The organism is Chitinophaga terrae (ex Kim and Jung 2007) (assembly GCF_900107795.1).
Lineage (GTDB): Bacteria > Bacteroidota > Bacteroidia > Chitinophagales > Chitinophagaceae > Chitinophaga > Chitinophaga terrae.
Genome location: NZ_FNRL01000001.1, coordinates 138,754 through 162,923 on the forward strand (window position 1 = coordinate 138,754; position 24,170 = coordinate 162,923).

22 protein-coding genes are annotated in these 24,170 nt (G+C 43.2%); 5 read left to right on the forward strand and 17 right to left on the reverse strand.

Annotated features, from left to right (window positions below; translation table 11 throughout):
* Positions 1-83: 83 nt before the first annotated feature.
* The 5 genes from BLV62_RS00565 to BLV62_RS00585 all read left to right on the forward strand — a co-directional run bounded on the left by BLV62_RS00565 (position 84) and on the right by BLV62_RS00585 (position 7,273).
* Entirely contained in the window at positions 84-2,462 is a 2,379-nt protein-coding gene (locus BLV62_RS00565) for a TonB-dependent receptor (RefSeq protein WP_089757545.1), read from the forward strand.
* Between the two features lie 11 nt (positions 2,463-2,473).
* On the forward strand, positions 2,474-3,337 hold the full coding sequence (locus BLV62_RS00570; RefSeq protein WP_089757547.1) for a DUF4249 family protein: 864 nt from the start codon (positions 2,474-2,476) through the stop codon (positions 3,335-3,337).
* A gap of 200 nt (positions 3,338-3,537) precedes the next feature.
* Positions 3,538-3,930 carry a BlaI/MecI/CopY family transcriptional regulator gene (locus BLV62_RS00575; RefSeq protein WP_307379139.1) on the forward strand — a complete coding sequence of 131 codons (393 nt, stop codon included), beginning with the start codon at positions 3,538-3,540 and terminating at the stop codon, positions 3,928-3,930.
* A 5-nt stretch (positions 3,931-3,935) separates the two neighbouring features.
* Positions 3,936-6,056, forward strand: a complete 2,121-nt coding sequence (locus BLV62_RS00580) for a M56 family metallopeptidase (protein ID WP_089757552.1) — start codon at positions 3,936-3,938, stop codon at positions 6,054-6,056.
* A 95-nt stretch (positions 6,057-6,151) separates the two neighbouring features.
* The gene (locus tag BLV62_RS00585; protein WP_089757554.1) at positions 6,152-7,273 is read left to right on the forward strand and encodes a C1 family peptidase; all 1,122 of its coding nucleotides are present in this window, start codon (positions 6,152-6,154) and stop codon (positions 7,271-7,273) included.
* A gap of 534 nt (positions 7,274-7,807) precedes the next feature.
* Here BLV62_RS00585 and BLV62_RS00590 read toward each other — a convergent pair.
* From BLV62_RS00590 to BLV62_RS00670, 17 genes are all read right to left on the reverse strand, one after another.
* Positions 7,808-8,260 carry a hypothetical protein gene (locus BLV62_RS00590; RefSeq protein WP_089757556.1) on the reverse strand — a complete coding sequence of 151 codons (453 nt, stop codon included), beginning with the start codon at positions 8,258-8,260 and terminating at the stop codon, positions 7,808-7,810.
* 7 nt (positions 8,261-8,267) lie between these two features.
* Complete coding sequence (locus BLV62_RS00595) at positions 8,268-9,395, reverse strand: hypothetical protein (protein ID WP_089757558.1); 1,128 nt, start codon at positions 9,393-9,395, stop codon at positions 8,268-8,270.
* Between the two features lie 314 nt (positions 9,396-9,709).
* Complete coding sequence (locus tag BLV62_RS00600; protein ID WP_089757559.1) at positions 9,710-9,997, reverse strand: acylphosphatase; 288 nt, start codon at positions 9,995-9,997, stop codon at positions 9,710-9,712.
* Between the two features lie 647 nt (positions 9,998-10,644).
* Positions 10,645-11,247 (reverse strand): 2'-5' RNA ligase family protein, encoded by a 603-nt coding sequence (locus BLV62_RS00605; RefSeq protein WP_089757561.1) that lies wholly within the window; start codon positions 11,245-11,247, stop codon positions 10,645-10,647.
* A gap of 167 nt (positions 11,248-11,414) precedes the next feature.
* Entirely contained in the window at positions 11,415-12,176 is a 762-nt protein-coding gene (gene tpiA, locus BLV62_RS00610; protein ID WP_089757563.1) for a triose-phosphate isomerase, read from the reverse strand.
* 21 nt (positions 12,177-12,197) lie between these two features.
* A complete protein-coding gene (locus BLV62_RS00615) occupies positions 12,198-13,370 on the reverse strand; it encodes a putative sugar nucleotidyl transferase (protein ID WP_089758156.1) in 1,173 nt (390 codons plus the stop codon).
* 66 nt (positions 13,371-13,436) lie between these two features.
* Positions 13,437-13,688: a type B 50S ribosomal protein L31 gene (locus BLV62_RS00620; protein WP_089757565.1), complete on the reverse strand. Its 252-nt coding sequence runs from the start codon at positions 13,686-13,688 to the stop codon at positions 13,437-13,439.
* A gap of 71 nt (positions 13,689-13,759) precedes the next feature.
* Positions 13,760-14,251 carry a YajQ family cyclic di-GMP-binding protein gene (locus BLV62_RS00625; RefSeq protein ID WP_089757568.1) on the reverse strand — a complete coding sequence of 164 codons (492 nt, stop codon included), beginning with the start codon at positions 14,249-14,251 and terminating at the stop codon, positions 13,760-13,762.
* 248 nt (positions 14,252-14,499) lie between these two features.
* Positions 14,500-15,231: a head GIN domain-containing protein gene (locus BLV62_RS00630; protein ID WP_089757570.1), complete on the reverse strand. Its 732-nt coding sequence runs from the start codon at positions 15,229-15,231 to the stop codon at positions 14,500-14,502.
* A 47-nt stretch (positions 15,232-15,278) separates the two neighbouring features.
* Positions 15,279-16,364: a hypothetical protein gene (locus BLV62_RS00635; protein ID WP_139169866.1), complete on the reverse strand. Its 1,086-nt coding sequence runs from the start codon at positions 16,362-16,364 to the stop codon at positions 15,279-15,281.
* Positions 16,348-16,908, reverse strand: a complete 561-nt coding sequence (locus tag BLV62_RS00640) for a hypothetical protein (RefSeq protein WP_089757574.1) — start codon at positions 16,906-16,908, stop codon at positions 16,348-16,350. Before BLV62_RS00640 ends, BLV62_RS00635 begins: the two co-directional genes overlap by 17 nt.
* The gene (locus tag BLV62_RS00645; protein WP_089757576.1) at positions 16,908-17,474 is read right to left on the reverse strand and encodes an RNA polymerase sigma factor; all 567 of its coding nucleotides are present in this window, start codon (positions 17,472-17,474) and stop codon (positions 16,908-16,910) included. The genes BLV62_RS00640 and BLV62_RS00645 overlap by 1 nt, the downstream gene beginning before the upstream one ends.
* A gap of 296 nt (positions 17,475-17,770) precedes the next feature.
* The gene (locus tag BLV62_RS00650; RefSeq protein ID WP_168928036.1) at positions 17,771-20,206 is read right to left on the reverse strand and encodes an outer membrane beta-barrel family protein; all 2,436 of its coding nucleotides are present in this window, start codon (positions 20,204-20,206) and stop codon (positions 17,771-17,773) included.
* Between the two features lie 379 nt (positions 20,207-20,585).
* The gene (locus tag BLV62_RS00655) at positions 20,586-21,539 is read right to left on the reverse strand and encodes a DUF2167 domain-containing protein (protein WP_089757580.1); all 954 of its coding nucleotides are present in this window, start codon (positions 21,537-21,539) and stop codon (positions 20,586-20,588) included.
* 164 nt (positions 21,540-21,703) lie between these two features.
* The gene (locus BLV62_RS00660; protein WP_089757582.1) at positions 21,704-22,135 is read right to left on the reverse strand and encodes a hemerythrin domain-containing protein; all 432 of its coding nucleotides are present in this window, start codon (positions 22,133-22,135) and stop codon (positions 21,704-21,706) included.
* Between the two features lie 9 nt (positions 22,136-22,144).
* The gene (locus BLV62_RS00665) at positions 22,145-23,440 is read right to left on the reverse strand and encodes a prolipoprotein diacylglyceryl transferase family protein (protein WP_089757584.1); all 1,296 of its coding nucleotides are present in this window, start codon (positions 23,438-23,440) and stop codon (positions 22,145-22,147) included.
* Between the two features lie 126 nt (positions 23,441-23,566).
* Positions 23,567-23,980, reverse strand: coding sequence for a BrxA/BrxB family bacilliredoxin (locus BLV62_RS00670; protein ID WP_089757586.1), 414 nt, complete (start codon positions 23,978-23,980; stop codon positions 23,567-23,569).
* Positions 23,981-24,170: the final 190 nt, after the last annotated feature.

A 24,170-nucleotide genomic window follows, 5' to 3' on the forward strand; every position in this document is an offset into this window, starting at 1 on the left:
TAGGGGTATGATATTTTTGCTACGTCTTATCTACGTGCAATAAAAAATTGCGATAAGTCAAATATCAAACGGACCTACATATTATGAATAACAAGACTATCTTGTTGCTTCTGGTGTTGTTTCTGACGACAGGAAGATTAGCAACAGCCCAGCAACAGCGATATACCATCAGCGGCTATATCAAAGACAAGCAAAATGGAGAAAGCCTTCCGGGGATCTCCATTGGAAAACCCGGAACCACTCTTGGTACGATCAGTAATCAATATGGTTTCTATTCCCTCACCCTCCCTGCCGGAGAACACGAAATACAATTCTCATTCATCGGCTATGCCAGCTATAAAACAGTTGTTAAACTGAATAAAAATATTAACCTGGACGTGAGCCTCGAATCGTCCAGCAGCCAGCTGAATGAAGTAGTGGTAAATGGGCAGAAACAGGAGAAAATGGTTAATACCATTAATACCAGTATTAATAAGCTCGACATCCAGCAGATGAAAAAAATGCCCACTTTCATGGGAGAAGTGGATGTACTGAAAGCTATACAAACCTTGCCGGGCGTAAATACTGTAGGCGAAGGCGCTTCCGGCTTCAACGTAAGGGGCGGGAACAGCGACGAGAACCTTATCCTCCTGGATGAAGCTCCTGTTTACAACTCCACTCACATGCTCGGTTTCTTCTCCGTATTCAACCCCGATGCAGTAAAAAGCCTGAACCTCATTAAAGGCGGATTCCCTGCTGAATACGGCGGACGTACTTCTTCGGTATTAGACATCAGGATGAAAGATGGCAACAACCAGAACTTCAACGTGAATGGCGGTATCGGCAACATCTTCAGCCGGTTATCTGTAGAGGGTCCGCTGGTTAAAGACAAATCTTCCTTCATTGTTGCCGGCAGAAGATCATATATTGATATCCTTATGAAACCTTTTGTGAAAGGCGATATGAAGGATACCAAGCTAAACTTCTACGACCTCACTGCGAAAGCGAATTATAAATTCAATAAGAATAACTCTCTCTTCCTCAGTGGCTACTTTGGCCGTGATGTTTTTGGTTTTGGGAAAGATGTAAATATGAACTGGGGAAACCAGACAGCAACCATCCGCTGGAACCACGTTTTCACCAACCGTTTGTTCATGAACCTCACTACCTATTACAGCAAATATGATTACAGCCTGCAGTTCAGCAACGAATCGAAGAGGGCCGACAATGAAGCGCAGCAGGGATATGACTGGACTTCCAATATCATCAACTATGGCCTGAAACCTTCTTTCACCTATTACCTTAACGCAGCAAATAGCCTGCACTTCGGCGTACAGGGCGTTTATTATACCTTCAAACCAGGTAAAGGCGTGGGTACAGAAGGAAGTGACCAGCATGTAAAAGAACTGGCAGATAAACATGCGCTTGAATCTGCCGTGTACCTCGATCACGAGTTCAAACCTTCCAAGCACTTCGGTATCCAATATGGCGCTCGTTTCTCTGCTTATCAGCTGTTAGGTAAAGGAATCGTATACTATTTCAATGATACCACCCCCGGAATTCGTAAACCCCTGGCTGGCAGTAAGGAGTACGGGGCTAATGAGCTGATCAAAGGCTACTATTATTTTGAACCGCGTTTGAGCGCCAGGTACGCGATCAATGATCAACATGCCGTGAAGGTAGCATATAGCAGAACTACCCAGTTCATGCACCAGTTATCCAATACGGCCTCTCCTACGCCGCTGGACATCTGGACGCCAAGCAGCAACAATATTCAACCGATGGTTTCCGATCAGTATACAGCAGGATACTTCTACAATGCGCCGAACGATTCTTACGAGCTTTCTGCAGAACTCTTCTATAAGAACACTGACCACCAGATAGATTACATAGACAATGCGAACCTGACCCTGAACCCGTTGATCGAAGCAGACCTGCTGCCTTCTCAAACCAGGGCTTACGGATTGGAACTTTTTGCGAAAAAAGATATTGGCAGAACAACAGGTTGGGTAAGTTATACATTGTCGCGCAGCGAAAGAAAAACTCCCGGCATCAGCCTGAATGAGTGGTTCTTAAACCGCTACGACAGAACCCATAACCTGAATATTGTCGTTTCACATACATTGAACAAGAAAACTACCTTCTCCGCTAACTGGGCCTTTGCATCCGGTACGCCAGGAACATTTGCAGATAACAGGTTAGAATGGCAGGACTGGGATATTCCTTACAACAGTACTGAAAAACGTAACAACTATCGCCTGCCTGCATATCACCGCCTGGACCTGTCGTGCACTATCAAAGGCCGCCAGGACAGACGCTGGAAAGGCGAATGGGTATTCTCCCTTTACAACGTTTATGCGCGTAGAAATGCCTATACGATTTACTTCAAGCAGAACGACGACGACCCTACCAAGAAAGAAGCCGTTCGCTTGTCGATCATCGGATCTATTATCCCGGGCATTACCTACAACTTTAAATTCTAAACTATTAAGAGATGAAAAGATTGCATTTATTAATATTACTGGTTGCCGGGATTAGTATGGTATCGTGCGAAGACAAGATCAACCTGAATGTCGAGAAAGGTATTTCTTACCCGGTGCTGGATGCCTGGATCACTACGGAACAAGGCATACAAACAATTAAATTTACCATGTCGGTGCCGTATACAGATGAGGCGCCTGCACCTATCGTGAACGACGCCAAGATAACGTTATTTGATATGACCTCCGGCGCCAGCTATCCGTTCACCTTCAATAACAACAAGTATACTTACGACGCATCACAGAAGGCGATAGGTATAGTTGATCACATTTACAAACTGCATGTGGAATTCAAAGGAGAGATCTTCGAAGCATTTGATACGATCAAACGTGTACCGCCTATTGATTCCATCAGCTATAAGTTTAAAACGAAAGACGAATCTATCAGCGGTAAAGAAGGTTATTACGCCACAATGCACGCAAAAGATATCAAAGGAGCTGTAGATAATTACTGGATAAGGTCTTACCGCAACGATACCCTGCATAGACTGGAAGATAATTTTTCTATTGACGGATCTTATGATGCGGGAGTTTCTGATGGCGCAACATTTATCACGCCTATTGCTGAAGGCATCACTGATTACGAAAAACCTTTCCAGGCCAATGAGAAAGCAATAGTAAGGCTGATGTCGTGCAGCGCGCCCAGCTACAATTTTGTAACGCAGGTATATAACCAGGTAAACGCAGGCGGATTGTTTGCCAAAGTACTGGAAAATGTGAGAAGCAATGTTCACAGTACTACGCCAAGCAGCAAAACCAAGATCCTTGGCTGGTTTGGCACATCTGCTGTTAGCCGGGCAGAACGGAGCTTTAAGTAAGAGTTCCGGCGCCCGGTCAGAACGAATATAACAAAGGCCTTGATTGTCTGATGATAATCAAGGCCTTTCTGCTTTATAAAAGTTTTCTTCCTAAAAAAATTTCCCTTCGGGAAAAAAAATTTGGTCATTACGAAAACTATCGTACATTTGTTTACGAAGATATTCGTAGAACAAGTAATCACCCCTTAAAAATTAGTGTTTTGAAAACTATACGTCCGACCGATAGCGAGTTAGAGATTTTAAGCGTACTATGGGAAAAGGGTCCCTGCACTGTACGTGAGGTACATGACGTCTTATCTCAAACGAAAGATGCAGGTTATACCACTACGCTTAAACTTATGCAGATCATGCATGACAAATCTTTACTGCATCGTGATACCAGTAGTAAAACACATATTTACACAGCGGCTGTTTCGCAGGAAAAAACGCAGCAACAGTTGCTGGAAAAAATGATAGATACTGTATTTGGAGGTTCTGCTTCTCAATTGGTCATGCAGGCGTTGGGCCAGCATTCCTCATCAGAAGAAGAGCTGAATAAGATCAAGGCATATTTGGCAGACATAGAGAAACAACAAAAAAACGGTAAAAACTAAACCTTATGAACACATTGCACCTTACCAGTGATATTGTTCGTGCGTTAGGATGGTCTATCCTTCATTCATTATGGCAGGCATTCCTGGTTTTTGCCTGTCTGAAAATTGTACTGAAGGCATTACCGCAAGCAGGGGCCAGGATCAAACATAACCTGTCTTTGATTTCCCTTGCCGGTATTTTTGTGTGGTTTCTCGCTACTTTCTACCTGCATTTGGATCGTTTGCAGGCGGTAAGATCAACCCTTATTATCAGCGGCGTGCCTGGTGAAGCAACAGGAGATATTCCAATGCCGGTGGTGTATCCCAGCCAGCAATCCTGGCTGTACCTCATACCCACGCTGGAAAATTTCTTCCCTTACCTGGTGGCTGTCTATACGTTGGGAATGTTGTTAATGTCCTTAAAACTAGGCTCGGATCTTATCCAGTTGCAAAGAATACGTACTGTAAACACAGAGCCGATCGGCGAAGCATGGGAGAAATACGTGCAAAAACTGGCTGCCCAGCTGCAGATCCCGCGTAAAGTGACCTTATTGATCTCGCACCGGCTTTCCGTACCTGTAATGCTGGGTTTCTTCAAACCTGTCATCCTGGTACCGATAGCTATGGTCAACAATCTTTCAGAATCACAGCTGGAAGCAGTGTTGCTGCACGAGTTAGCCCACATCAAACGAAATGATTACTTGTTGAATATCTTCCAATCCATTGTAGAAACAATCCTCTTCTTCAACCCGTTTATCTGGTTGATCTCGAAGATCATCCGGATAGAAAGGGAACATTGTTGCGACGACCTGGTAATTGCCAATACGGCCCAACCTATTCAATACGCCCATGCACTGGTTGCATTGGCTGAGTATAAGCTGAACGCAAACAGGCTTACCATGGCAGCAGCCAACAACAAACAACACCTGTTTCATCGTATTAAACGCATCATGGAAATGAAAACAAGACATCTTAATTATACACAGAAATTCCTGGCAGTCCTGGTGATCGCAACCGGTCTGACATCCATAGCCTGGCTTAATCCGGCCAAAGGAAAAAACAATGAAGCCAAACAGGATAATAAAAAACAGAAGCAAGTTGTTACTTATAAATTCACACCGGCTAATGCGGATAAAAAAGACAGTGTAAGCATTAAATACAGCCATACTGTGACCATTAGCGTACCGGATTCCGTACCATCAAACAGGCACCAGTATGTAACGTATGATATGTCTGTCAATCCGCCGGCGCCACCGTTGCCGCCAACACCAGCGCCAGCAGCAACACCGCTTCCAGCGCCTTTACCGCCATTGCCTCCGATGCCTCCTTCCGCCCCTATGGCACCAATCGTTGTAACAAATACCACAGCTACGCTCACAGGTATTAGTCCCAACGTGCACCCGAACGTCAATTTCAACTATGCCTATACTACCAGGGATACAGTCATTGACGATGTAAACATCAAACAGCAGATCAAGTTGGCCCAACAAAGCATGCAGCAAGCCATACAACAGCTGAAAAATATTGATGTAAAGCAACTGCAGGAAGATATTAAAGCAGCAACCGCAGGTATTAATGCTGCTGAACTATCGAAAGAAACTCAGAAAGCATACGAAGCAAGCCTGGCCGCTCTTAAAAATGTGAACTGGAACGAAATGGCCAAGGCACAAAAAGAAGCAGCAGAAGCTTTAAGGAAGATTAATATTGATTCGATCAATAACACTGTTGCCATTGCGCTGAAATCAGTGAACTTCGACCAGATTTCAGCTGATGTGAACAGGGCAATGAATGAAGCGGCACGCGTCAATGCCGAATCGCATAGAGCTATGGACGAAGCATTTGCCAGTACGCAGCGTGCAGACGCGGCGAGGTCAGAGGCTAAAATAGCCGCTGTCAATGCCGAAGCAGCCAGGAAACAAGCAGCCGCCAAAAGCAAAAAGCTAAAGGAACTGGTAGCGAAGCTGGAAGGCGACAAACTGCTGGATTCCCGTAAAAGCTATCATATAGAGAAAAATGGGAACGAACTCTATATCAATGGCGTCAAACAACCCGATAGCGTGTTAAATAAATACCGCTCCTATTTCCCGGGTAACGAGGTAAGTATCAGCGGGTCGGCAGATAATTTCAATGTTAACATTCGTGATTGATTTTAACAGTAATAGTTCGATACCCTTACCGTTCATACGGTAAGGGTATTTTTTTTAACCCGGTTCCTTTAACTTAGCCTGCATAATTACAGCTTATGAAATATGGAATTATACTGGGCCTGCTAACCACCGCTGTTGGCATCGCAAATGCCCAGGAAAAAAACCTGGCGATCAATAATTTAACCCAGGTAAAAGTAAATGCGGCAACCCCTGTAAAATCCCAGGGCGAGACAGGCACCTGCTGGGCTTTCTCCACCACTTCCCTGGTTGAATCTGAAGCGCTTAGAAAAGGAATACCAGCGCTGGATATTTCTGAAATGTACACCGCCCGCAACATTTACATTGAAAAGGCGAAGAACTATGTTCACAGGCAAGGCAAGGCACAGTTTGATGAAGGAGGGTTAGGCCATGATGTTATCCGCGCCATGGCCAATTATGGAATTGTTCCTGAAAGTGTATACAGTGGCATGCTGCCGGGAGATACTATTCATAACCATTCTAAAATGGTGAAAGAAATGAAAGCCTACCTGGATACCTTACTGGCGCATACTCCTATTTCCAGTGATTGGGAAACGGGCTTTACTGCCATACTGGATAAATATATGGGGCGCCCGCCGGCCAACTTCCAATATAACGGTAAAAACTATACGCCTGTTACCTATGCAAAAGATGTTGTGAAATTCAATCCGAATGATTATGTATTTCTTACGTCTTTTACCCATCACCCGTTCTACCAGTCATTTATCGTAGAAGTACCGGATAACTTCTCCAATGGCGCTTACTTCAACGTTCCCCTGGATGAATTGACAGGTATAACGAATAAAGCGCTTGAAAAGGGTTACACCGTATTATGGGATGCAGATGTGAGCAATAAAGGGTTTTCTTACCGGAGCGGCTTTGCCGTTTTCCCGAAAGATACTTCTATTAAAAAAGATAAGCTGAACGCATCTACCGTGGAAGCGCCTTATTCGCAGGAGCTTCGTCAGCAATTATACGAATCGCTGACCACCCAGGATGATCACCTGATGCATATTACCGGTATTGAAAAAACGCCTGAAGGAAAGATCTTTTACCGTGTGAAGAACAGCTGGGGCAACAGCGGACCTTTTGGAGGTTACTGGCAGGCTTCAGAGGCTTATTTCGCAATTAACACTATTACTATTATAGTTCCGAAAGCAGCGTTGGATAAAGGGTTTGAGAAGAAGTACAATTTGTAGTACGGTTGCTTTGGCAACTGGTCGGCGGCATTGTATTTCGTTTGAAAAGAAGTACAATTTGCGGTACAGTTGCTTGGCAACTGGTGAGCGGCATTGTATTTCGTTTGAGAAGAAGTACAATTTGCAGTACGGTTGCTTTGGCAACTGGTCGGCGGCGTTGTATTTCGTTTGAGAAGAAGTACAATTTGCAGTACGGTCGCTTTGGCAACTGGTCGGCGGCATTGTATTTCGTTTGAGAAGAAGTACAATTTGCGGTAGGGTTGCTTTAGCAACTGGTCGGCGGCGTTGTATTTCGTTTGAGAAGAAGTACAATTTGCGGTACGCCCAGATGTTTGAAAAACATTTTAGTTGCTGTACGCGCGTTTGAGAAGAAATATAATCTGCAGTGTGCCGCGTTAAAGCGGTTAAATCATAATCCAGGTGAAACGGCAATGAACGTCTTTACCTGGATTATTGTATTTAGTCTCTGCGAGAATGTTGAATTGTATTCTCCTGATTCCAGAGGTAATGCATATGGCAAAAGTAATGCAAATTCTATGTGGTCTCAGTGTCGTTCGCCACAACTTCAACCATATTATCTACTTTCAAATCACTTTCATACGTAGCCAATGTGTATTGCCATTTCCTGATCATTGCTTTATCCCTAATCCGTTTAGCTATTTTTTCCTTCCTGCTATTTGATGGATGTCTCGAATAATCAATAGAAGCATGGCCTTCAAAGGGATGATTATCATCAATACACAACAATTCCTCACTTTCACAATCGTCAACCGAAACCGCTAATACTCCATATGATTTATTGCTTTTGACATAATGCTCAAACGCCTGCTTTGCGTCAAAAAAAGCACTGTTATAAACGGATAATTTATTGTCGTCTTTAGGAGTAGGTTTGAAAGCACTGGAAGTGACGAATGCCTGATTCGACACTCCATTATTTTGAACGAACGACGGATGAATTTGCCTGAAAAGTAAAATATCTTTTTCCAAAACTTTCTTAGGTTAATATGTTGAAATATCTGGTTATTTCTTTTTGTAATTGTCCCCATCCATCCTCACTTCCTAAGTCAATTCCTCTATCCCAATCCAGTGCATCATCATGCATATTATTATAATAGAGTTGTGCAGTCTTTGTTTTCAGGTTAACATATGCCGTTAAATCATGTGGCCCATTTTTCCATTCAAATTGAACATCTCCTTGGGGAGTAGGAAAGGTATATGGCAGATATGTTTCAGTATTAAAGTACTCTCTAAAACTGTCGCTAAGCCAGGCAATATCGTTTCGATTGAATTCTTCTCCTTCCCCATCAAACCATCCTTTTTGAAAACCCAAAAACTCATCGAGTCTATCTGGCACATCGAGTGGATCCAACAAGGTCACAGCTTCAACATCAATGCATTCCAATTTATCCTGTTCATTAAATAATCCTATCCCTTTAATTTCAACCTTTCTGTTGTTTTCAAAGCCATTAAAAGCCTCTAATAATGTTTGAGAACTTTCACTGTCGATATTAAGAGCTATTTTGAGTTTATCATTGGTAATAATTGTACATTTTTTTTCTGCTTTATCGAAAGCTGAAATTTTTCCTCTAACCGTTGTTTCAGCTGAGACCGAGGTAGCTCCAGGTACAGCAAGAACAAGCTTTTTCCGGTTGAGTTTAGTCAGCGTTGCTGTTGATTGCAGGTTGGGAGATTGGAACGTAATGCTTTCGTCATCTCTTAGTCGTTTTCCAATTTTATTGAAGTATTCTAAATACTTTGCAGGGAAACGTTCCTTCAATTCCCCATTCTGATCAGCGTCATTTATCGTTAAAATTATGCGTTGTCTAGCCTCTTCAAAGATGGGATACGTGTCCAATTCACCAATCAGGAACGAAGATGCAACCAATATTAAATTCGCTATGGAGCTTCCTTCCGATATATTAGATAATTTCAATGAAATTCCTTCACCAAACCCCTTTGGCACTTTGTGTTTATCATGCGTCTCATAATACACATGTTTGGCAACTTTCAGCAGTAATTCCTGGTAAATTTTAAAGTCCTCCAATAATTCAACCGGAATGGAATGATCTTCAAATCTTTTACCTGAAAGCTTCGGGTTCAAAAAAGGATGTGATTCCATCATCTAATGATTTCATTATTTAATAAGATTACACATTATTTTTAAATGCGTACTATAAAAGGAAAAGCATTCAACATATATTTTAAATTAAAATACAACAAACAACCAGCTTTGCTTACCGCCGGGAACAATCTACTCCCTAAAACTTGCTATTAAAAAACATATTTCACAACGAAGCGCAAAGAAATTCAGTAGCCTGTGAGTTGCCTGTGCACTACATAATTTCTTTGCGCTGTTGCTGAGGTTGCAAAACTCCAGCCGGTATAGGGAAAATTAGAATGGCATAGGAAACGAACACCTGTGCTCTGCAACCCGCTTTATGAATAAAGGATAGTAAAGCCTTTGATATGCTCTACTTCCCCATCTGTTACATTAACTTCTTTTACTACAGCCATGGCCGGACCCGATTTACACCATGATATGAAGTTCTCCATATTTTCCGGTGTAGCTTCTGCCATGATCCAAACACTTCCGTCAAGGAGGTTTTTCACTTGCCCCTGAACCTTCATTGATTCAGCTACACGTTTAGCATTTACTCTGAATCCCACGCCCTGAACATGGCCTTTAATTATGATCTCTTTGTGAATGATTGATTGGGTGGTCATATATAAACAATTAAATGCACTCGCACTATCTCCGAAAGCAACCGGCAGCTATTTCCATTTTTTCCGGCTCCTTCCCCGAATTACGGGATAAAGATACAAACAACCTCCATTCCATCTACAACAGATCGATAATTAAATCCTTAAGTATAATAAAATAGTAACAAATTTCAAGCTCTTCATACCGATACAACTAATACGTAGGCATCTGAACCTGAAGAAACTGTAACATACGGGAGAGCAATACAAATTTCAAACTGATCTTTCTGTACTTTAAAGGTTAACAAAAGGGGATCACAAACATAACATTCAATACAAGCTAAAAACAGTAAAATGGTAGCAAAAGCTGCTCATATCTGAACCAGGAAAATCACTCCCACCTGAACCAGGATTACCAGATGAATATACCCGCAACATCGCATGAACTGGGCATGCCGCGACTACAATACTTATCGCAATCATTATTACCAACGCGCGAATGATAACAAACAATTACAACAACAACAGTATGAAAGGTGGTTAACTTGAGGGAAACAAACATCGACGAAAATTGATACAAAGGGGATAACAAAGTATGTATAATCGTTCAATTTCTATCGATCTTGCGAACTTACCACCCGGTAATACCTGAATCAAGCAGCCAAATGCAGCTACGCCGCATAGTTATTTATAAACAAGGAACCTGGAAGATGTTCAATATCACCAAATACAAAATCCTTTACCCGCTCGTACTTCCCACCTTCCACAGGCCTTCTCAGCAAAGTGAAACAGTGGCAATTAAAGCTACGTACAAACATCTGCTGCGATAAAGTCGCCATTACCTTACCGGTTTCAGCTTTCCCTACTCCCCTGGCCAACAAAATATGCGGCCTGAATTGCTGCGGCTTTAGTTCAAATGTTTGCAAAATTGAACGGTGTAAATCAATTAATGGCTTCGGATTGGCAATATTGATAAATACACTATTATGACCGTCCGCATGCTGGTAGGTATCCATCTTTGCAGTATATACCACAAAACCACCTTGCTGACGCGCTGCATCCTCTAACATCGTGATAAAATCAGACTGAAAACGTTCAGGAAATGCTGACCTGAACAAAGCAATATGAACCGGGGCCCCCACCATCGTAGCATCATTCACTTCTGTTGCTACAAACTGGCGGATACGTGTTACATCCTGCGCAATCAAGACATCCGGATTAACAACTATCAAATAATCATAAATAGTATCCGTCATTTCAATATTCGTATTCATAACCGATAATTTAATTCGTTCTGTTAGAATGACACTACAAATATACAAACTCTTTTCAGAATTACTAATTTTTTTAGCAAAATTTACTAAAAAAATAAGCAGTCAAGATAAAAAAACGCGGCAACGCTGATCCACAGCGTGCCGCGCTCCTAATCTTTTGCTAAATGCTATCCCAGTTTCTGGATAATAGACACGAAATCAGCAGCTACCAACGACGCGCCGCCAATCAATCCGCCATCTACGTCCGGGCAGGCAAACAGTTCTGCCGCATTACCCGGTTTGGCACTTCCTCCGTACAAAATAGTTGTATGTAAAGCTATTTCATTGCCATATTTAGCCGCTACCTGCGAACGGATGAATGCATGCATATCCTGCGCCTGCGCAGAACTTGCTGTTAAGCCCGTTCCTATAGCCCAGATCGGTTCGTATGCAATTACAATCTTTTTAAACTCCTCTGCGCTCAGGTGGAAAATACTTTCTTCCAGCTGCTTAGCTACAAAAGCATTCTGAGTTCCTGCCTCCCTGATATTCAAAGGCTCGCCGCAGCAGAAAATTGGTTTTATTCCAAAGGCCAGCGCCTGGTCTACTTTCTTCGCCAGTATAGCATTGCTCTCCTGGAAATACTCCCTTCTTTCAGAGTGACCCAGGATCACATAATCAACATTGATAGACTGCAGCATCTCTGCAGATACTTCGCCTGTATAAGCGCCGGATTTCTCGCTTGCACAATTCTGTGCCGCTACAAAAAATCCCGGATAGTTCTTCAACAGCGATTTAGCTTTGGTCAGATATGGAAACGGAGTGGCTACAACTACTTCCTGTCCTTCTCCCAGCTTCAGTCCGGCCTGCAGTATATCATTGATCAACTGCTCGCCCTGCGCCAGTGTGAGATTCATTTTCCAGTTGCCCGCAACAATTTTCTTTCTCATAATTTTCTTTGATATTAAATTTTAAGGTCTTTTCTCTTTTGTTTGCTCATAAACCGCTTCCAGTATCTCCGCTTCTTCCCGCTGCAATGGCTGTCCTTTTAACTGTTTCCAGTTACCGGCATCCCGCAGCGCTTCCGTAAGCCGGTAACTCTGCTGATGATCTCCCCAACTGAAACTAGGCAGGAACTTTGGCGGCAGATGCGCGCCAAATATATTGCAGGATACCCCTACCACTGTCCCGGTATTCAGCATGGTATTAATGCCACAGCGGCTATAATCTCCCATCAGCACCCCGCATTTTGTACCGGCTACCGCCCATTCGCCCTGTCCTTCCATATAGATCTTCACAGGGGAAACATTGTTTTTCAGGTTGGAGCAGGTTGTATTAGCGCCCAGGTTGCACCATTCTCCCAACACCGCATCGCCCAGGTAGCCGTCATGCGCTTTATTGGAATACCCGAACATCACCGTATTCTTGATCTCTCCGCCTCCCACGCAATGCGGCCCTAAAGTTGTGGCGCCGTATACTTTGGCCCCCATCTTCAACACTGCCTTTTCTCCCAATGCCAACGCACCCCTGATCAGGCATCCTTCCATTACCAGCGCATCTTTACCTATATAAACAGGCCCGCTGCTGGCATTCAGCACACTGCATTCCACAGAAGCCCCAGGCTCCAGGAATATATCCGCAGGATTGATCAGTTGATTGGTGGATGATATGGGTGCAGATACCCTTCCTTCGGTCAGTAACCGGAAATCGGCCCTGATAGCTTTATCGTTAAGCGCAAAGATATCCCAAGGCTTATAAATTCCTAGTACCTCCCCCGTATAATTTTTACGGTTAGCGGATGGCAACAGGGAAATAGTTGGTTCGCTGATTGCTTTTGCCAGCAATTGGTCATTCCTGTATAACTCCTCGTCGGGCCCCAGCGCCTGTATAGCCGCAACCAGCCCGGCGTCGGGACATATATTACCTGCCACCAGCACATTTACCTGGTCTTTTTGTAACCGCAAAGGATATTTCGCCTGTAAATAAGGAATGGTAAAATGACTGACCGCGGCGCCTAACCAACGCTCCCATTTCTCCTGGATGGTTAAAATGCCTATACGACAGGCCGCCGCAGGCCGGGTATGTGTAAAGGGGTACAGATCTTCACGTACGGGCGTGTCAAATAATATGTAATTACGCTCCATAGCGCTAAAAATAAAAAATCCCATCGACAAGCCGATGGGATTTTACTAAAATATTTTACAAGCAAACTAAGCTTTCTTAGCGTAACGTTTGTTGAATTTGTCAATACGTCCTGCAGTATCCACCAATACATTCTTACCAGTATAGAAAGGGTGAGAGGTATTGGAAATTTCCAACTTGATCAAAGGGTATTCATTACCGTCTTCCCATTTAATAGTTTCTTTGGAAGGAGCGGTAGAGCGGCTTAAAAAGCTCTCACCGTTTGACATATCTTTAAATACCACAAATCTGTAACTTTCTGGATGGATTCCCTGTTTCATATCAAAATTATTGTAATAGAGGTGCAAAATTAAACAAAAACTTTGAACCCCCAAAGTTATTTCTAAAAATATTAGGATTTCATGTTTACATACTGTAAAGGAATACCCAGGTTCGATTCCTTCATCTTTTGTATAACTTCCTGTAAATCATCGATCTTTTTGCCAGTCACCCTTACAATATCATCCATAATGGCAGCCTGAACCTTTAACCCTGAATCTTTGATCAGTTTAACGATCTTCTTCGCATCTTCCTGTTTGATGCCATTCCTTACAGGTATTTCCTTCTTGAAAACTTTACCGCTCTGGTAAGGCTCCTTGCTCTGGTCATAGATGTTGGCATCCAGTCCCTGGCGCATCGTTTTGCTAACCAATACATCCAGCACCTGCCCTAACTTCATATCACTCTCCACCTCTATATTCAAAACCAGGTCTTTCTTATTCAACTCTATCTCTACATGCGAACCTTTAAAATCATAACGATTAGTGATCTCCTTCTTTACGGTGTTAACAGCGTTATCTAATGTCTGCAAATCTACCTTACTGGCAATATCAAAAGACGGCATAACCAATTACTTTTAAATGAACGTCAAAGATAAACATTCTTTCTCTTTTAGTTAAGCGTATCCTTCAAGGGCGGCGACCGCAAGTGAAATGCAACAAAAAAGGCATCCCCGGCGGAAGAGATACCTTTACATTTATTAACTATACTTAAAACCGGTAACAATGGCAGATGAGTGTAGAATAAAGCAGGCAGAGATCTACCTGCCGTCATTTCATATACTCTAAATCTAACTTGTTATCTTTTTGGCTATTATATCCTTGTTACGGTGCCTGCGCCTGAAATTCCCTGTTTTACCTGCGCATTACCTTTATATCTTATACGGCCGGCGCCTGATACGCCTGCATCCAGGCGTTTGTTCACGTTCACAGAAACCTTTCCGCTACCGCTCACGCCTATCTCTGCGTCATCAGTATTTAAATCCAGCGCTGCCACTTCTCCTGCGCCTGAAATGCCATACTCTGCTGATGCTGCATTGCCTTTCAGGTTAACCAGGCTGGCGCCGCTGGTGCCTACTTTCAGTTTGCGAACATTAATGTCCAGGTCAACCCTGGTTTTACCGCTGAGGCCCAGTTCCAGGTTATCTGATCTCAGGGTGCCTTTACTCGTGAAAGTACTGATACCGCTGGACGACAGGGTTTTAATATCCTTCATGGTAATGTAAACGTTGATCTTTTTGGTCGGCTCAATATTGTAACCATTTTTTGTACCGATACCCAGCGTACTTCCTTTTACCTTGGTTTCTATATATGGCAGGAGATTTTCTTCTGCCTCAATTCTTAAAGTACAGCTATTGCCTTGTTCAAGAATTACATTATAGATACCTGAAACTGCAACGCTGTTAAAAGCATCAACCGGGCGATTTTCTTCCTTTTGATTGCCGTTGCCGGTCACTCTTTCGTTGTCGAAACGAAAAGACATGAATATTCCTGCAGCTGCCAGTACGGTTACAACAGCCAGGCTTATTGATAGTAACTTTTTCATTTGTAGTTAGATTTTTGGTTAAAAGATTTTAGAATGGCGTTTTTTATTTAGAATACATCTAAGTTCACATCTGTATTGGTTCCCTTGATCTTCACCTGGGGCGAGCCGTCGTTACCTCCGCCGGCGATAGCGCTGTAATTGTGCACACTGCCCTTCTTCTCTGAATAAACATTCTTTACATCCAGGCCACTGACCCGCAGGTTTCCATACACCAGGTTAGCCTGTATGGCCAAGGGTTGCCGGCGGCTGAAAGCCAGCTTGATATCGGAGTAAACTCCGCGCAGATCTGCCCCTTTGAAACCTGTACCAACTTTCTCTACCTTGATACCTCCATAGGTCAGCGATACATTGATCTCCGACTGCACTTCTTCTGCTTTCACATCCGAATAAGTATACTTTCCATCCAGGCTGTTGATCTTTCCTATCTTGAGATCAGAGTAGTTCGCATTCAACTTCACATCCTGGGCCCGTTCTACAGTATAGTTGCTGTAATTGGCCGCAGTAACAATATTTTCTGCTCTCTCAACATTAACGGTGCTGTAGTTCGCTTTCAGATCTACCTGCTTTGCTCTGCCTATCTTTCCTTTATCGCAGTAATTGATCTTTAAATTCAGGTTCTCTGCGTCCCTGATATCAAAAGTGCAATAGTTCATATTCAGGATGGCAGGGAAAGTGAATCTCTCTACAATCACATCTCCAAACTGGTTATCTACCATTACCTGCTGTAAACTTTGCGGAACGTAAATATCATAGTCAATGTTCACATACCCTTTGGTATCGTTGTTGTTATTGCCCCATGAAAACCAGCTGCCGCCTGAACCTGGTCTGTTATAGGTGGTGCGCAGCGAAATCTGGGAAGAACTGTTCTCTGACTTGATCTCAACAGCTTCGGCATTGCTCTGGGCCTGGGCGTCATCTTTTCCGAAACCGGTAATAGTGATCGTTGCTTTCACTTCATTCTTGTTCCAGGTGTGGAAGATGATCTTTCCGTATTTGTTGGCAACATTGAAATTGGCATTGTTGTCAACTGTAAAGTTTTTGGTGATGATTTTTTTGTATGCTGTTTTTCCTTCTACCGCATATGCCATTATTGGTAATAAAAGGAACAGGAGACATTTAAATTTCAGCTTCATAATGCTTTTTTGTTTGTTCCGGAGTAACTTTTTTCTCTTGCAATTCCTCCAGAATTTTGTCGAGAAGATCCAGTTTCAGTTGATAATACCGTATGAGGGCTGCTTTGATCCTCTCATTGCCAGGGTTATTTTTTAACTCCTTTTCCAATGTTTTATACGTTTCATTGCGCAATTCAAGTTCTTTGCGGGCAGCGCTATCCAGGCCCAGCTCTTCCAACGGATAAGCATTGATCAACTTCAACTTTTCGTTTATCCGGCTGCTGTAGTAGGTCTTGGCCTCTGCCACATCCGGAGCTAACACAGCTAAAGAAGCTTTTCGCTGCTGATTACGGGAGATGAAAAAAAACATGGTACCAGCGTTTATCAATAATAAGGCGATGACGGCTGCTCTAAACCAGTTCCTTTTCACGAGGGGGATGATCTTAGCCCCTCCCTGTTGCGTTCCCAACTCCTTTTCAATTGCATCCCAAAGATGGGGAGACGGACCAGGTACTTCAAACTCCTCCCGGTGTTGCTGAACGAATCTTTCTAAATCTTCTGGCATTAACGAGTCGCGTTTTGTTGTTTTACAATCTGTCTTACTTTCTCTTTTGCACGCATGTACTGAGTTTTAGTGGTCGATTCAGAAATCCCCAACATCTCCGCTATCTCCTTGTGTGAATAGTCTTCAAACAAGTACAGGTTCAACACTGTACGATAACCATGCGGCAAAGTTTCGATCGCCGATTTAACGGCGGAAACTGTCCATGAGAAATGTTCTTCATCCAACCCGTCTTCCACTTCTACTTCCACTACTTCGGGATCTTCAAAATACACTTTCTTTTTCCGAAGAGTGTTCAGACAGTGATTTACCACTATCCGTTTGATCCATGCGCTAACACTGCCTGCATTTTCAAGTTTGTGAATATTCCGGTGCACCTGAATAAATGCTTCCTGCAGCGTATCCTCTGCATCGCTAACGTTGTTGGTCATACGCAAACAGATGTTGTACATCGCTCCGGAATAGGCATTGTATAATTCGCGAAATGCGCGAACATCCCCTTTCCTACAACGATCGATTAGAGTATCTGTTATTTGCGTCTGATTCAAGTTAGTGGCTGATGCTTTCATACTAAAGACAATGACTGTAAAAAAAGTTGCACGCTATTGACCAGAATTTTTGATCTTTTTAAACATTAAGCCAAGCTGAAACAACTATCTTATTAATTGTTAATTTGTTATGAAGATGAAATTATATTTATAACAGATAAAAATTTTATCCAAAACTAGGGGCATTTGCCAGTTCCGGTATTTGAAATCGTACTAAACCCCGTTTTCCTGTGACAAAAACTTCTTTTCCGGTTTAAAGAGGGGGCACGAGTCCTTACGTAACATCGTGACACCCCTACCTTATCTAAAAAACCATCTTAATTGCTCTTCACTCTTTCCTGTTCCGCTTCCAGTCCCGTCTGGCGGGCACGGGCTGCCTTTACATTGGTGTTACCAAAACGATAGGTGAAATTTATACGGATCTGTCTTGCATCATAAGTGTTCCTTACCACGCTATGCTGGCCGGCGTTGTCAAATGACCCGCGGAATTTATTGGTACCCAGCAGATCGGTTACATTCAGCTTCAGGGAACCTTTGTTCTTCAGGATCTTTTTCTGGATACCCAGATCCAGGCTGCCCATAGCGGCCATATGCCATAATCCATGCTCTGTAACCTGGGGCGACAGGTAGAAATAAGTCACTTCGCCGCTTAACGTTTTTGAGAAGGTGAACGTATGCTGGGTACGGCCAAAGAAGTTGAAGGACGAAAGCTTTACCAGGTCGTTGTTTACCACGGTTTCAAACATGTTGTAGTTTAAGGAAACGGAGGTAAAGGTGTTCCACCATTTCGTGATCGGGAAAGGCAGGGAAACATTCAGGTTTAACCTGTCGGCCTTTGCTACGTTGGTATATTTGTATTTCAGCATTACTGTATCGCCGGTTTTCGGGTCGATGCCGGCTTCCAGTACTTTCGTTACCATATCCTTCGTATGGGAGTAACCGATAGAAGTTACCAGGAACTCTTTAAAAGTATGCGAAAGTTCTACGCTGTTTGTGTAAGAAGGCCTCAGGTACGGGTTGCCGCTCTCGCTGGTGTACCTGTCGAGATAGAACTCGAACGGGTTCATATCATCGTAACCCGGGCGCTCAATCCTGCGGCTATACGTAAATCCCAGGCTATGTTTAGGATTCAGTTTATACGTCATAGCCATGCTTGGGAACAGGTTCAGGTAACTCGAGTCATTCTTTACATCTGCCACCTGCTGTTTTTTGTAAGAAGATGAAGTGGTATTTATATGTGTATACTCCCCTCTCAGGCCTACCTGTACGTACAACTTTTCAAATTGTTTGCTGAAGTTCACATAAGCCGCGTTAATATTCTCTTTATAGATAAAGTGGTTGGAGCGGTTATCGTCGAAGATCCAGTTATTGCCTTTCAGGGTATCGAAGCGGGCGTCGTTGTCGGTTTTCACAAAGCTAAGCTTGAAACCTGCTTCCAGCTTCGCTTTATTCTTTAATGGATGAACGTAATCCACTTTCGCGGTTTTGATGTCGATAATGGAAGGTTGCCTGCTGCTTGATGTATCGCCGCCCAGCGCTTTTCCTATAATGCTATGGCTGTTGGTATAGAGGAAAGTGTTTTGCCGGTCGCTGTTCCGGGCGTAATCCAGGTCTACATTCAATTCTTTGCCGGTCGAATCCAGTATGCCCCTGTAGTTCAGGTTGTACGCGCCTCTTTTCCAGTTACCCTTGTAATCCATTTGTGTTTTCAGTATAGAATCTACTCCTGCCGAGGTTCCCATATATGTGGTGGCGTAGCTTGGGAAGCGGGGGTTACCCATCGCCAGGTCTACCATTACGCCGATGGTGTTGCGCTTGTTCAGGAAGTAATCGGCGCCGATCTTGCCGCCGTGGTAATCAGACACCTGTTTCATGTCTGAAAACTGGTCGAAAACCCTGGTCTGGTTATCCTGGCTGAAGCTACGGTCCACCTCCAGCGTATTCTTTTGTTCGCGGTGATTAAAGTTGTAAGAACCGAAAACATTGAATTTCGCATTCCGGTGGTTGAGGTTCAATCCCCCGTTGTAGCGCGGCCTAAGACCGCAGGCGCCACCGAGAGAAAGACTTCCGTTCGTTCCGTAGTTGGTGTTCTTCTTCAGTTTCAGGTTAATGATCCCTGCATTGCCTGCTGCATCATATTTGGCGGAAGGATTAGTCATCAGCTCAATCTGGTCAAGATTGGTTGCTGGCATGTTTTTCAGCATTTCGGCAAGGTCGGTGGGCGACATATTGGTTTGTTTCCCATCGATGAGGATCAGTACTCCTCCCTTACCTTTCATAGAGATGTTGCCATCTTTATCTACAGTGATGGTCGGAGATTTTTCCAGGGCTTCGAGGGCAGTACCGCCGGCGGTAGCGATACTGCTTTCTACATTCACAACCAGTTTATCAGCTTTCTGTTCGATGAACGCTTTTTTAGCTGCTACTTCTACCCCTTTCAGGTTTTTAGCAGCAGTATTTAACAGGAGGTCAGGTAATTGGAGGTTGGCACCGTTAACGGTAAAAACTTTACTGTATCCTCTTTCCATACCAATTGCCACGGCGGAGACCAGGTAGTTGCCGGCTTTTACCTGCTCAAAATCAAATTTTCCATTTATATCGGCTACTGCGCCTTTAACAAGAGATGAGTCTTTTGCTTTTAATAAAGTTACTGTTGCAAATTCAACAGGTTTATTACCGGCCTGAGCCACTTTACCGCTAACGACCGGGGAGTTTTGGGCAAACACGCTTAAAGCTGTAAACAACGTACTCATTGTCAATATACTAGCTTTAAAATTTGTTTTCATGATTATATGCGATTTAGAGGTTTTTTAGATCTTTGGTTTAACTACTACATTGGTTTAACTACTACATTACTTAAACCACTACAGTAGATTAACAACTACGATGTAAAAGTAGGTATTATGTATTACATAGTACATGACGTTACATGAACGGCAAATATTCAGTGATAAGCGGAAAAAAATGTTTTATTTCCCCAAGAAGACGATCCAGGGTCGGAAAGGTTTCAACAGATTTGGAAAATTTTCACGTAAAGGAGATTGATTACTAGATAAGTTGATTAACACCAACTAAAAAAGGCCAACGGTATGATCACCCGTCGGCCTTTCTGTATATTTTTATAAACGCAGTTTAATTCAATCGTTCATCAAAGTTCATATCAAAATTAATCTTGATATTCTTTCTATCGGTCGCCCGGCGATGGTGATAGATTTGCATCAGGAACACGAAACCTGTCATCCCCAGGCAGATCAATATCAGCAGCAAAGTAGTGCGGAGAACCAATACCAGCTTTTCTTTTGAGAAGAAAAGAGACGGAAGTACAGGCGCATCCTGGCCCCAACTGGATTTGCGGTCGGTAAGCGGGTTGAAATCTTCGTACCGGTTTCCAAAGGTGAACTGCGTATACTCCAATACGGATTCTAGTTGAGCTTTTATTTTCTGAAGATCTGATGCTTTGCCGATGGCAGTTAAACACAGCGCCCCATTCCTTCCCAGCAGCCTGACCTCATAATTCAGGAAAGGCGAGAGTTTCGACTCAAACTTAAAGACCTTAGCCAGGTGTAAACTATGGTTGCTTTTATTGAAATAGGGAGGGAAGGCCCAGTCGACCGTTTTTATGGCGCCTACAGACCTGCCGCCTTTCAGCAGGTTGTCTTCCTGCAGTTCTTCTTTCATGCTATGCAGCAAGCGGTTATAATTAATCCTCTGCGCATCGTCGTCGTTCAGGTAGCCGGTAGGTTCAAATGAAATAATAATCCCTCCTACTTCCTTGTCTGTAGGACTTACCCGTTGAGGGATCAGCACTCCCAGGGTATTGGGGTTTTCAGGATTCCCCCATAGCTGTTCTACCAGTACCCTGGCCTGGTCGCCTTCCAGCAAACGATACCCCTGCGGTACTTTTAAAACCGCGAGTTGATTTAACACCTGTTCCCCAACCTTATAAGAAAATGATGCAGACAGAAGATCGGAAGAGTCTAACCGCTCATACCGACTCAGGCTATCTTCCCGCGAGAGACCTGATACTCCCGGCGTAATAGCCAAACAGCATAACAACACAACTAAGCTGTAGTACAATTTACACATAACTCTATTAGCTATAGGTTTATACCAGCTCAACAAACATGGAGAAAGCAATAAATGAAAATGAAGAATAGTATTGTATTATTAAGATTACCTGATCCTACTATAACTCTCTTTTACAAAATAATCTTAAAGCGGGTAATGTTCCAATAACACCTTTAGTACATTTATTGGTTATCCAGTTGTAAAACATCAAGCATCTCCGGCAATTGTTGCTGTATAAGTTCAAAGAATTCCCGTTCTTCTTTACGGATATGCGCTTCGAGGTTCACTGCCAGTACATGCATGGCGGCGTCGAGGTCTGTAGATTCTGTCAATGCGCTATACATGCGGGAAATAGCAAGATGTTCCTGCTGCAGATCGCTGATCATCTGGTCTATCTGCGCATTCTTTCCCAGGCATTTTTCGAACAGGTATTCTTCTTTCTGGATATGAGGTACCATGACCTCCTGGAACAAATTAATAATATATTCAAATCTTGCCTGTGTTTCCAGGGGGAAACCTTCGTATGGGGCGGCATCTTTCTTCAGGTATTGGCATGCAAATAACAAGCGCTTATGATCATGCGACAAGGTAACGAGGGAAGGGTGACGTTTCATATGCCTGTATCAGGATAAACTGGTAGTGTGCTTTTTTCGACAATAAAAAATAAACAGGGCTCCGCCTATCACCAGCAGAGTAGAAATAATTTCGGCTTGTGTAGGATGGAATCCGAATATATCATAACGGGTATCTACCCTGATCTTCTCAATAAAAAATCTTTCAATCCCGTTCAGGATAAGATAGATCCCGAACAATACGCCAGGTACTTTAATTTTCTTGCGTATAGCCCATAAGACGAGGAACAAACCAATACAGGTGATGATCTCGTATAAAGGTGTAGGAAATACTGCAATTGGCAACACGCGGCAATACTGGCCATCGCATCCTGCAATTTTCACCCCGTCGTTGATCACGTTGTGAGGATACCCATAAGCGAAGAACCAGTCTGGCAGGAAGCTTAATCCTGCAGGCTTTTGGAAGGTAATGTGAGGGATATTTTCGATACCGCCGTATTTAGGCTGGAAATAGGCGGCATTTTTCTGTACCGCTTCTTCAAAGGTCATAGCTGCCATAGGCACTGCTTTACCTGTTTGCACGTCTACAGTGTATGCGCTGTTGTAAACGCCCCAGTCGCCGTCGCCGGCAAAGTGGCAACCCATCCGGCCAATGCCGTATGCCAGCATTAATGCAGGTGCTACGCTGTCTACCAGCAGGCGGAGATTGATCTCTTTTTTCCGTGCATACCAAAGAATGATGGCTGCTGCAACGATCAGCCCACCGTAGAAGGTTAGTCCGCTGAACGATAATAATGCCCCTACAGGATCCTGCACAAAATCGCCCCAGTTCTCCAGGTTGTGAAAGATCTTGGCGCCTACCAAACCGCCGATAGCCGCCATCACGGTAATATCGGGCACCCGTTGGTGCGGCATTACAAGCACTTGTTTTTCTTCCGGCTTTGGAAGCGCTTTCTGTTTCCTTGTATAATATTCGCGGCCCGCCATGATAGCAGCAACCAGCAAACCGCCGATTAAACTACCCTGGCTGGAGAACATGTAAGATTGCAGATCTTCTGAGGCGGTACTCCATTGGAAAACGATACCAAGGAACTTGAAACCAAGGATAAATCCAACCAGCGCATAACCTAACAGTTCACTCTGCGACGCTGGTTTACCTATAACGATCTTTTCAATGGTGCCATGCATCAGACCCAATTTTTCGCGTCGCTTCAATTCCTGGGTAAATACATAGGCCGCAGCAATAAACGCTATGGCAACGAAAAACCCGAACGTATTAAAAATTTTCAGAAATGGAAGATGAATGCCGAACAGTTCTCTTAATGCGTAATATAAATTAGGATACATAGCCAAAAAAAATTGGTGATCTGAATTTTCCTATGAACAAAGCCGAATTAATCAAAAGGAAAATCAAACCACCAAAGTACGATGCAATTTCGAATTTCTAACTTTAAATATTAGAAATGTGAATATTTAGCAGTATTGTTCAAATGCATCCAGCAGGTTAGCAGCGATCATTTGCGCGGATCTGCCTTCAATCATATGACGTTCGATAAAGTGTACCAGTTCGCCGTTTTTAAACAAGGCAATAGCTGGTGAAGATGGAGGATAAGGTAATAAATGCTGACGGATCTGTTGTACAGCTTCCATATCATAACCCGCGAAGCTGGTTGTTAATCTATCTGGTTTCTTTTCGCTATGCGCAATAGCCATTAACACACCCGGACGAGCGGTACCGGCAGAACAACCACATACGGAGTTGATCACCACCAGGGTTGTTCCTTCTTTTTTCAAAGTATTGTCAACGCTTTCCGCAGTAAGCAATTCTTCAAAACCATTATCAGTCAATTCAGCCTTTCTAGGCATTACAAATTCTGCAGGATACATATCTTAAGTAATTTTTTCTGTTTTTGTTTCCACAAAGTTAACTATCTGAACCCAGAAAGAAAAAAATTGAAGAGATGATTAGACTTTTTGACATTCCAGATACAATACATATGACACAATGTCATAATCTGTAACATAAAAACTAACAAAATAGCAGTTTTTGGCATATGGTATTTGGTTTGTTCAGTAG

What these genes read in the sequence shown, in the direction of transcription:
- BLV62_RS00565 (WP_089757545.1), top strand. Translation starts at nt 84, where the DNA reads ATGAATAACAAGACTATCTTGTTGCTTCTGGTGTTGTTTCTGACGACA.
- BLV62_RS00570 (WP_089757547.1), top strand. Translation starts at nt 2,474, where the DNA reads ATGAAAAGATTGCATTTATTAATATTACTGGTTGCCGGGATTAGTATG.
- BLV62_RS00580 (WP_089757552.1), top strand. Translation starts at nt 3,936, where the DNA reads ATGAACACATTGCACCTTACCAGTGATATTGTTCGTGCGTTAGGATGG.
- BLV62_RS00585 (WP_089757554.1), top strand. Translation starts at nt 6,152, where the DNA reads ATGAAATATGGAATTATACTGGGCCTGCTAACCACCGCTGTTGGCATC.
- BLV62_RS00595 (WP_089757558.1), bottom strand. Translation starts at nt 9,395, where the DNA reads ATGATGGAATCACATCCTTTTTTGAACCCGAAGCTTTCAGGTAAAAGA.
- BLV62_RS00600 (WP_089757559.1), bottom strand. Translation starts at nt 9,997, where the DNA reads ATGACCACCCAATCAATCATTCACAAAGAGATCATAATTAAAGGCCAT.
- BLV62_RS00605 (WP_089757561.1), bottom strand. Translation starts at nt 11,247, where the DNA reads ATGAATACGAATATTGAAATGACGGATACTATTTATGATTATTTGATA.
- tpiA (WP_089757563.1), bottom strand. Translation starts at nt 12,176, where the DNA reads ATGAGAAAGAAAATTGTTGCGGGCAACTGGAAAATGAATCTCACACTG.
- BLV62_RS00615 (WP_089758156.1), bottom strand. Translation starts at nt 13,370, where the DNA reads ATGGAGCGTAATTACATATTATTTGACACGCCCGTACGTGAAGATCTG.
- BLV62_RS00620 (WP_089757565.1), bottom strand. Translation starts at nt 13,688, where the DNA reads ATGAAACAGGGAATCCATCCAGAAAGTTACAGATTTGTGGTATTTAAA.
- BLV62_RS00625 (WP_089757568.1), bottom strand. Translation starts at nt 14,251, where the DNA reads ATGCCGTCTTTTGATATTGCCAGTAAGGTAGATTTGCAGACATTAGAT.
- BLV62_RS00630 (WP_089757570.1), bottom strand. Translation starts at nt 15,231, where the DNA reads ATGAAAAAGTTACTATCAATAAGCCTGGCTGTTGTAACCGTACTGGCA.
- BLV62_RS00635 (WP_139169866.1), bottom strand. Translation starts at nt 16,364, where the DNA reads ATGAAGCTGAAATTTAAATGTCTCCTGTTCCTTTTATTACCAATAATG.
- BLV62_RS00640 (WP_089757574.1), bottom strand. Translation starts at nt 16,908, where the DNA reads ATGCCAGAAGATTTAGAAAGATTCGTTCAGCAACACCGGGAGGAGTTT.
- BLV62_RS00645 (WP_089757576.1), bottom strand. Translation starts at nt 17,474, where the DNA reads ATGAAAGCATCAGCCACTAACTTGAATCAGACGCAAATAACAGATACT.
- BLV62_RS00650 (WP_168928036.1), bottom strand. Translation starts at nt 20,206, where the DNA reads ATGAGTACGTTGTTTACAGCTTTAAGCGTGTTTGCCCAAAACTCCCCG.
- BLV62_RS00655 (WP_089757580.1), bottom strand. Translation starts at nt 21,539, where the DNA reads ATGTGTAAATTGTACTACAGCTTAGTTGTGTTGTTATGCTGTTTGGCT.
- BLV62_RS00660 (WP_089757582.1), bottom strand. Translation starts at nt 22,135, where the DNA reads ATGAAACGTCACCCTTCCCTCGTTACCTTGTCGCATGATCATAAGCGC.
- BLV62_RS00665 (WP_089757584.1), bottom strand. Translation starts at nt 23,440, where the DNA reads ATGTATCCTAATTTATATTACGCATTAAGAGAACTGTTCGGCATTCAT.
- BLV62_RS00670 (WP_089757586.1), bottom strand. Translation starts at nt 23,980, where the DNA reads ATGTATCCTGCAGAATTTGTAATGCCTAGAAAGGCTGAATTGACTGAT.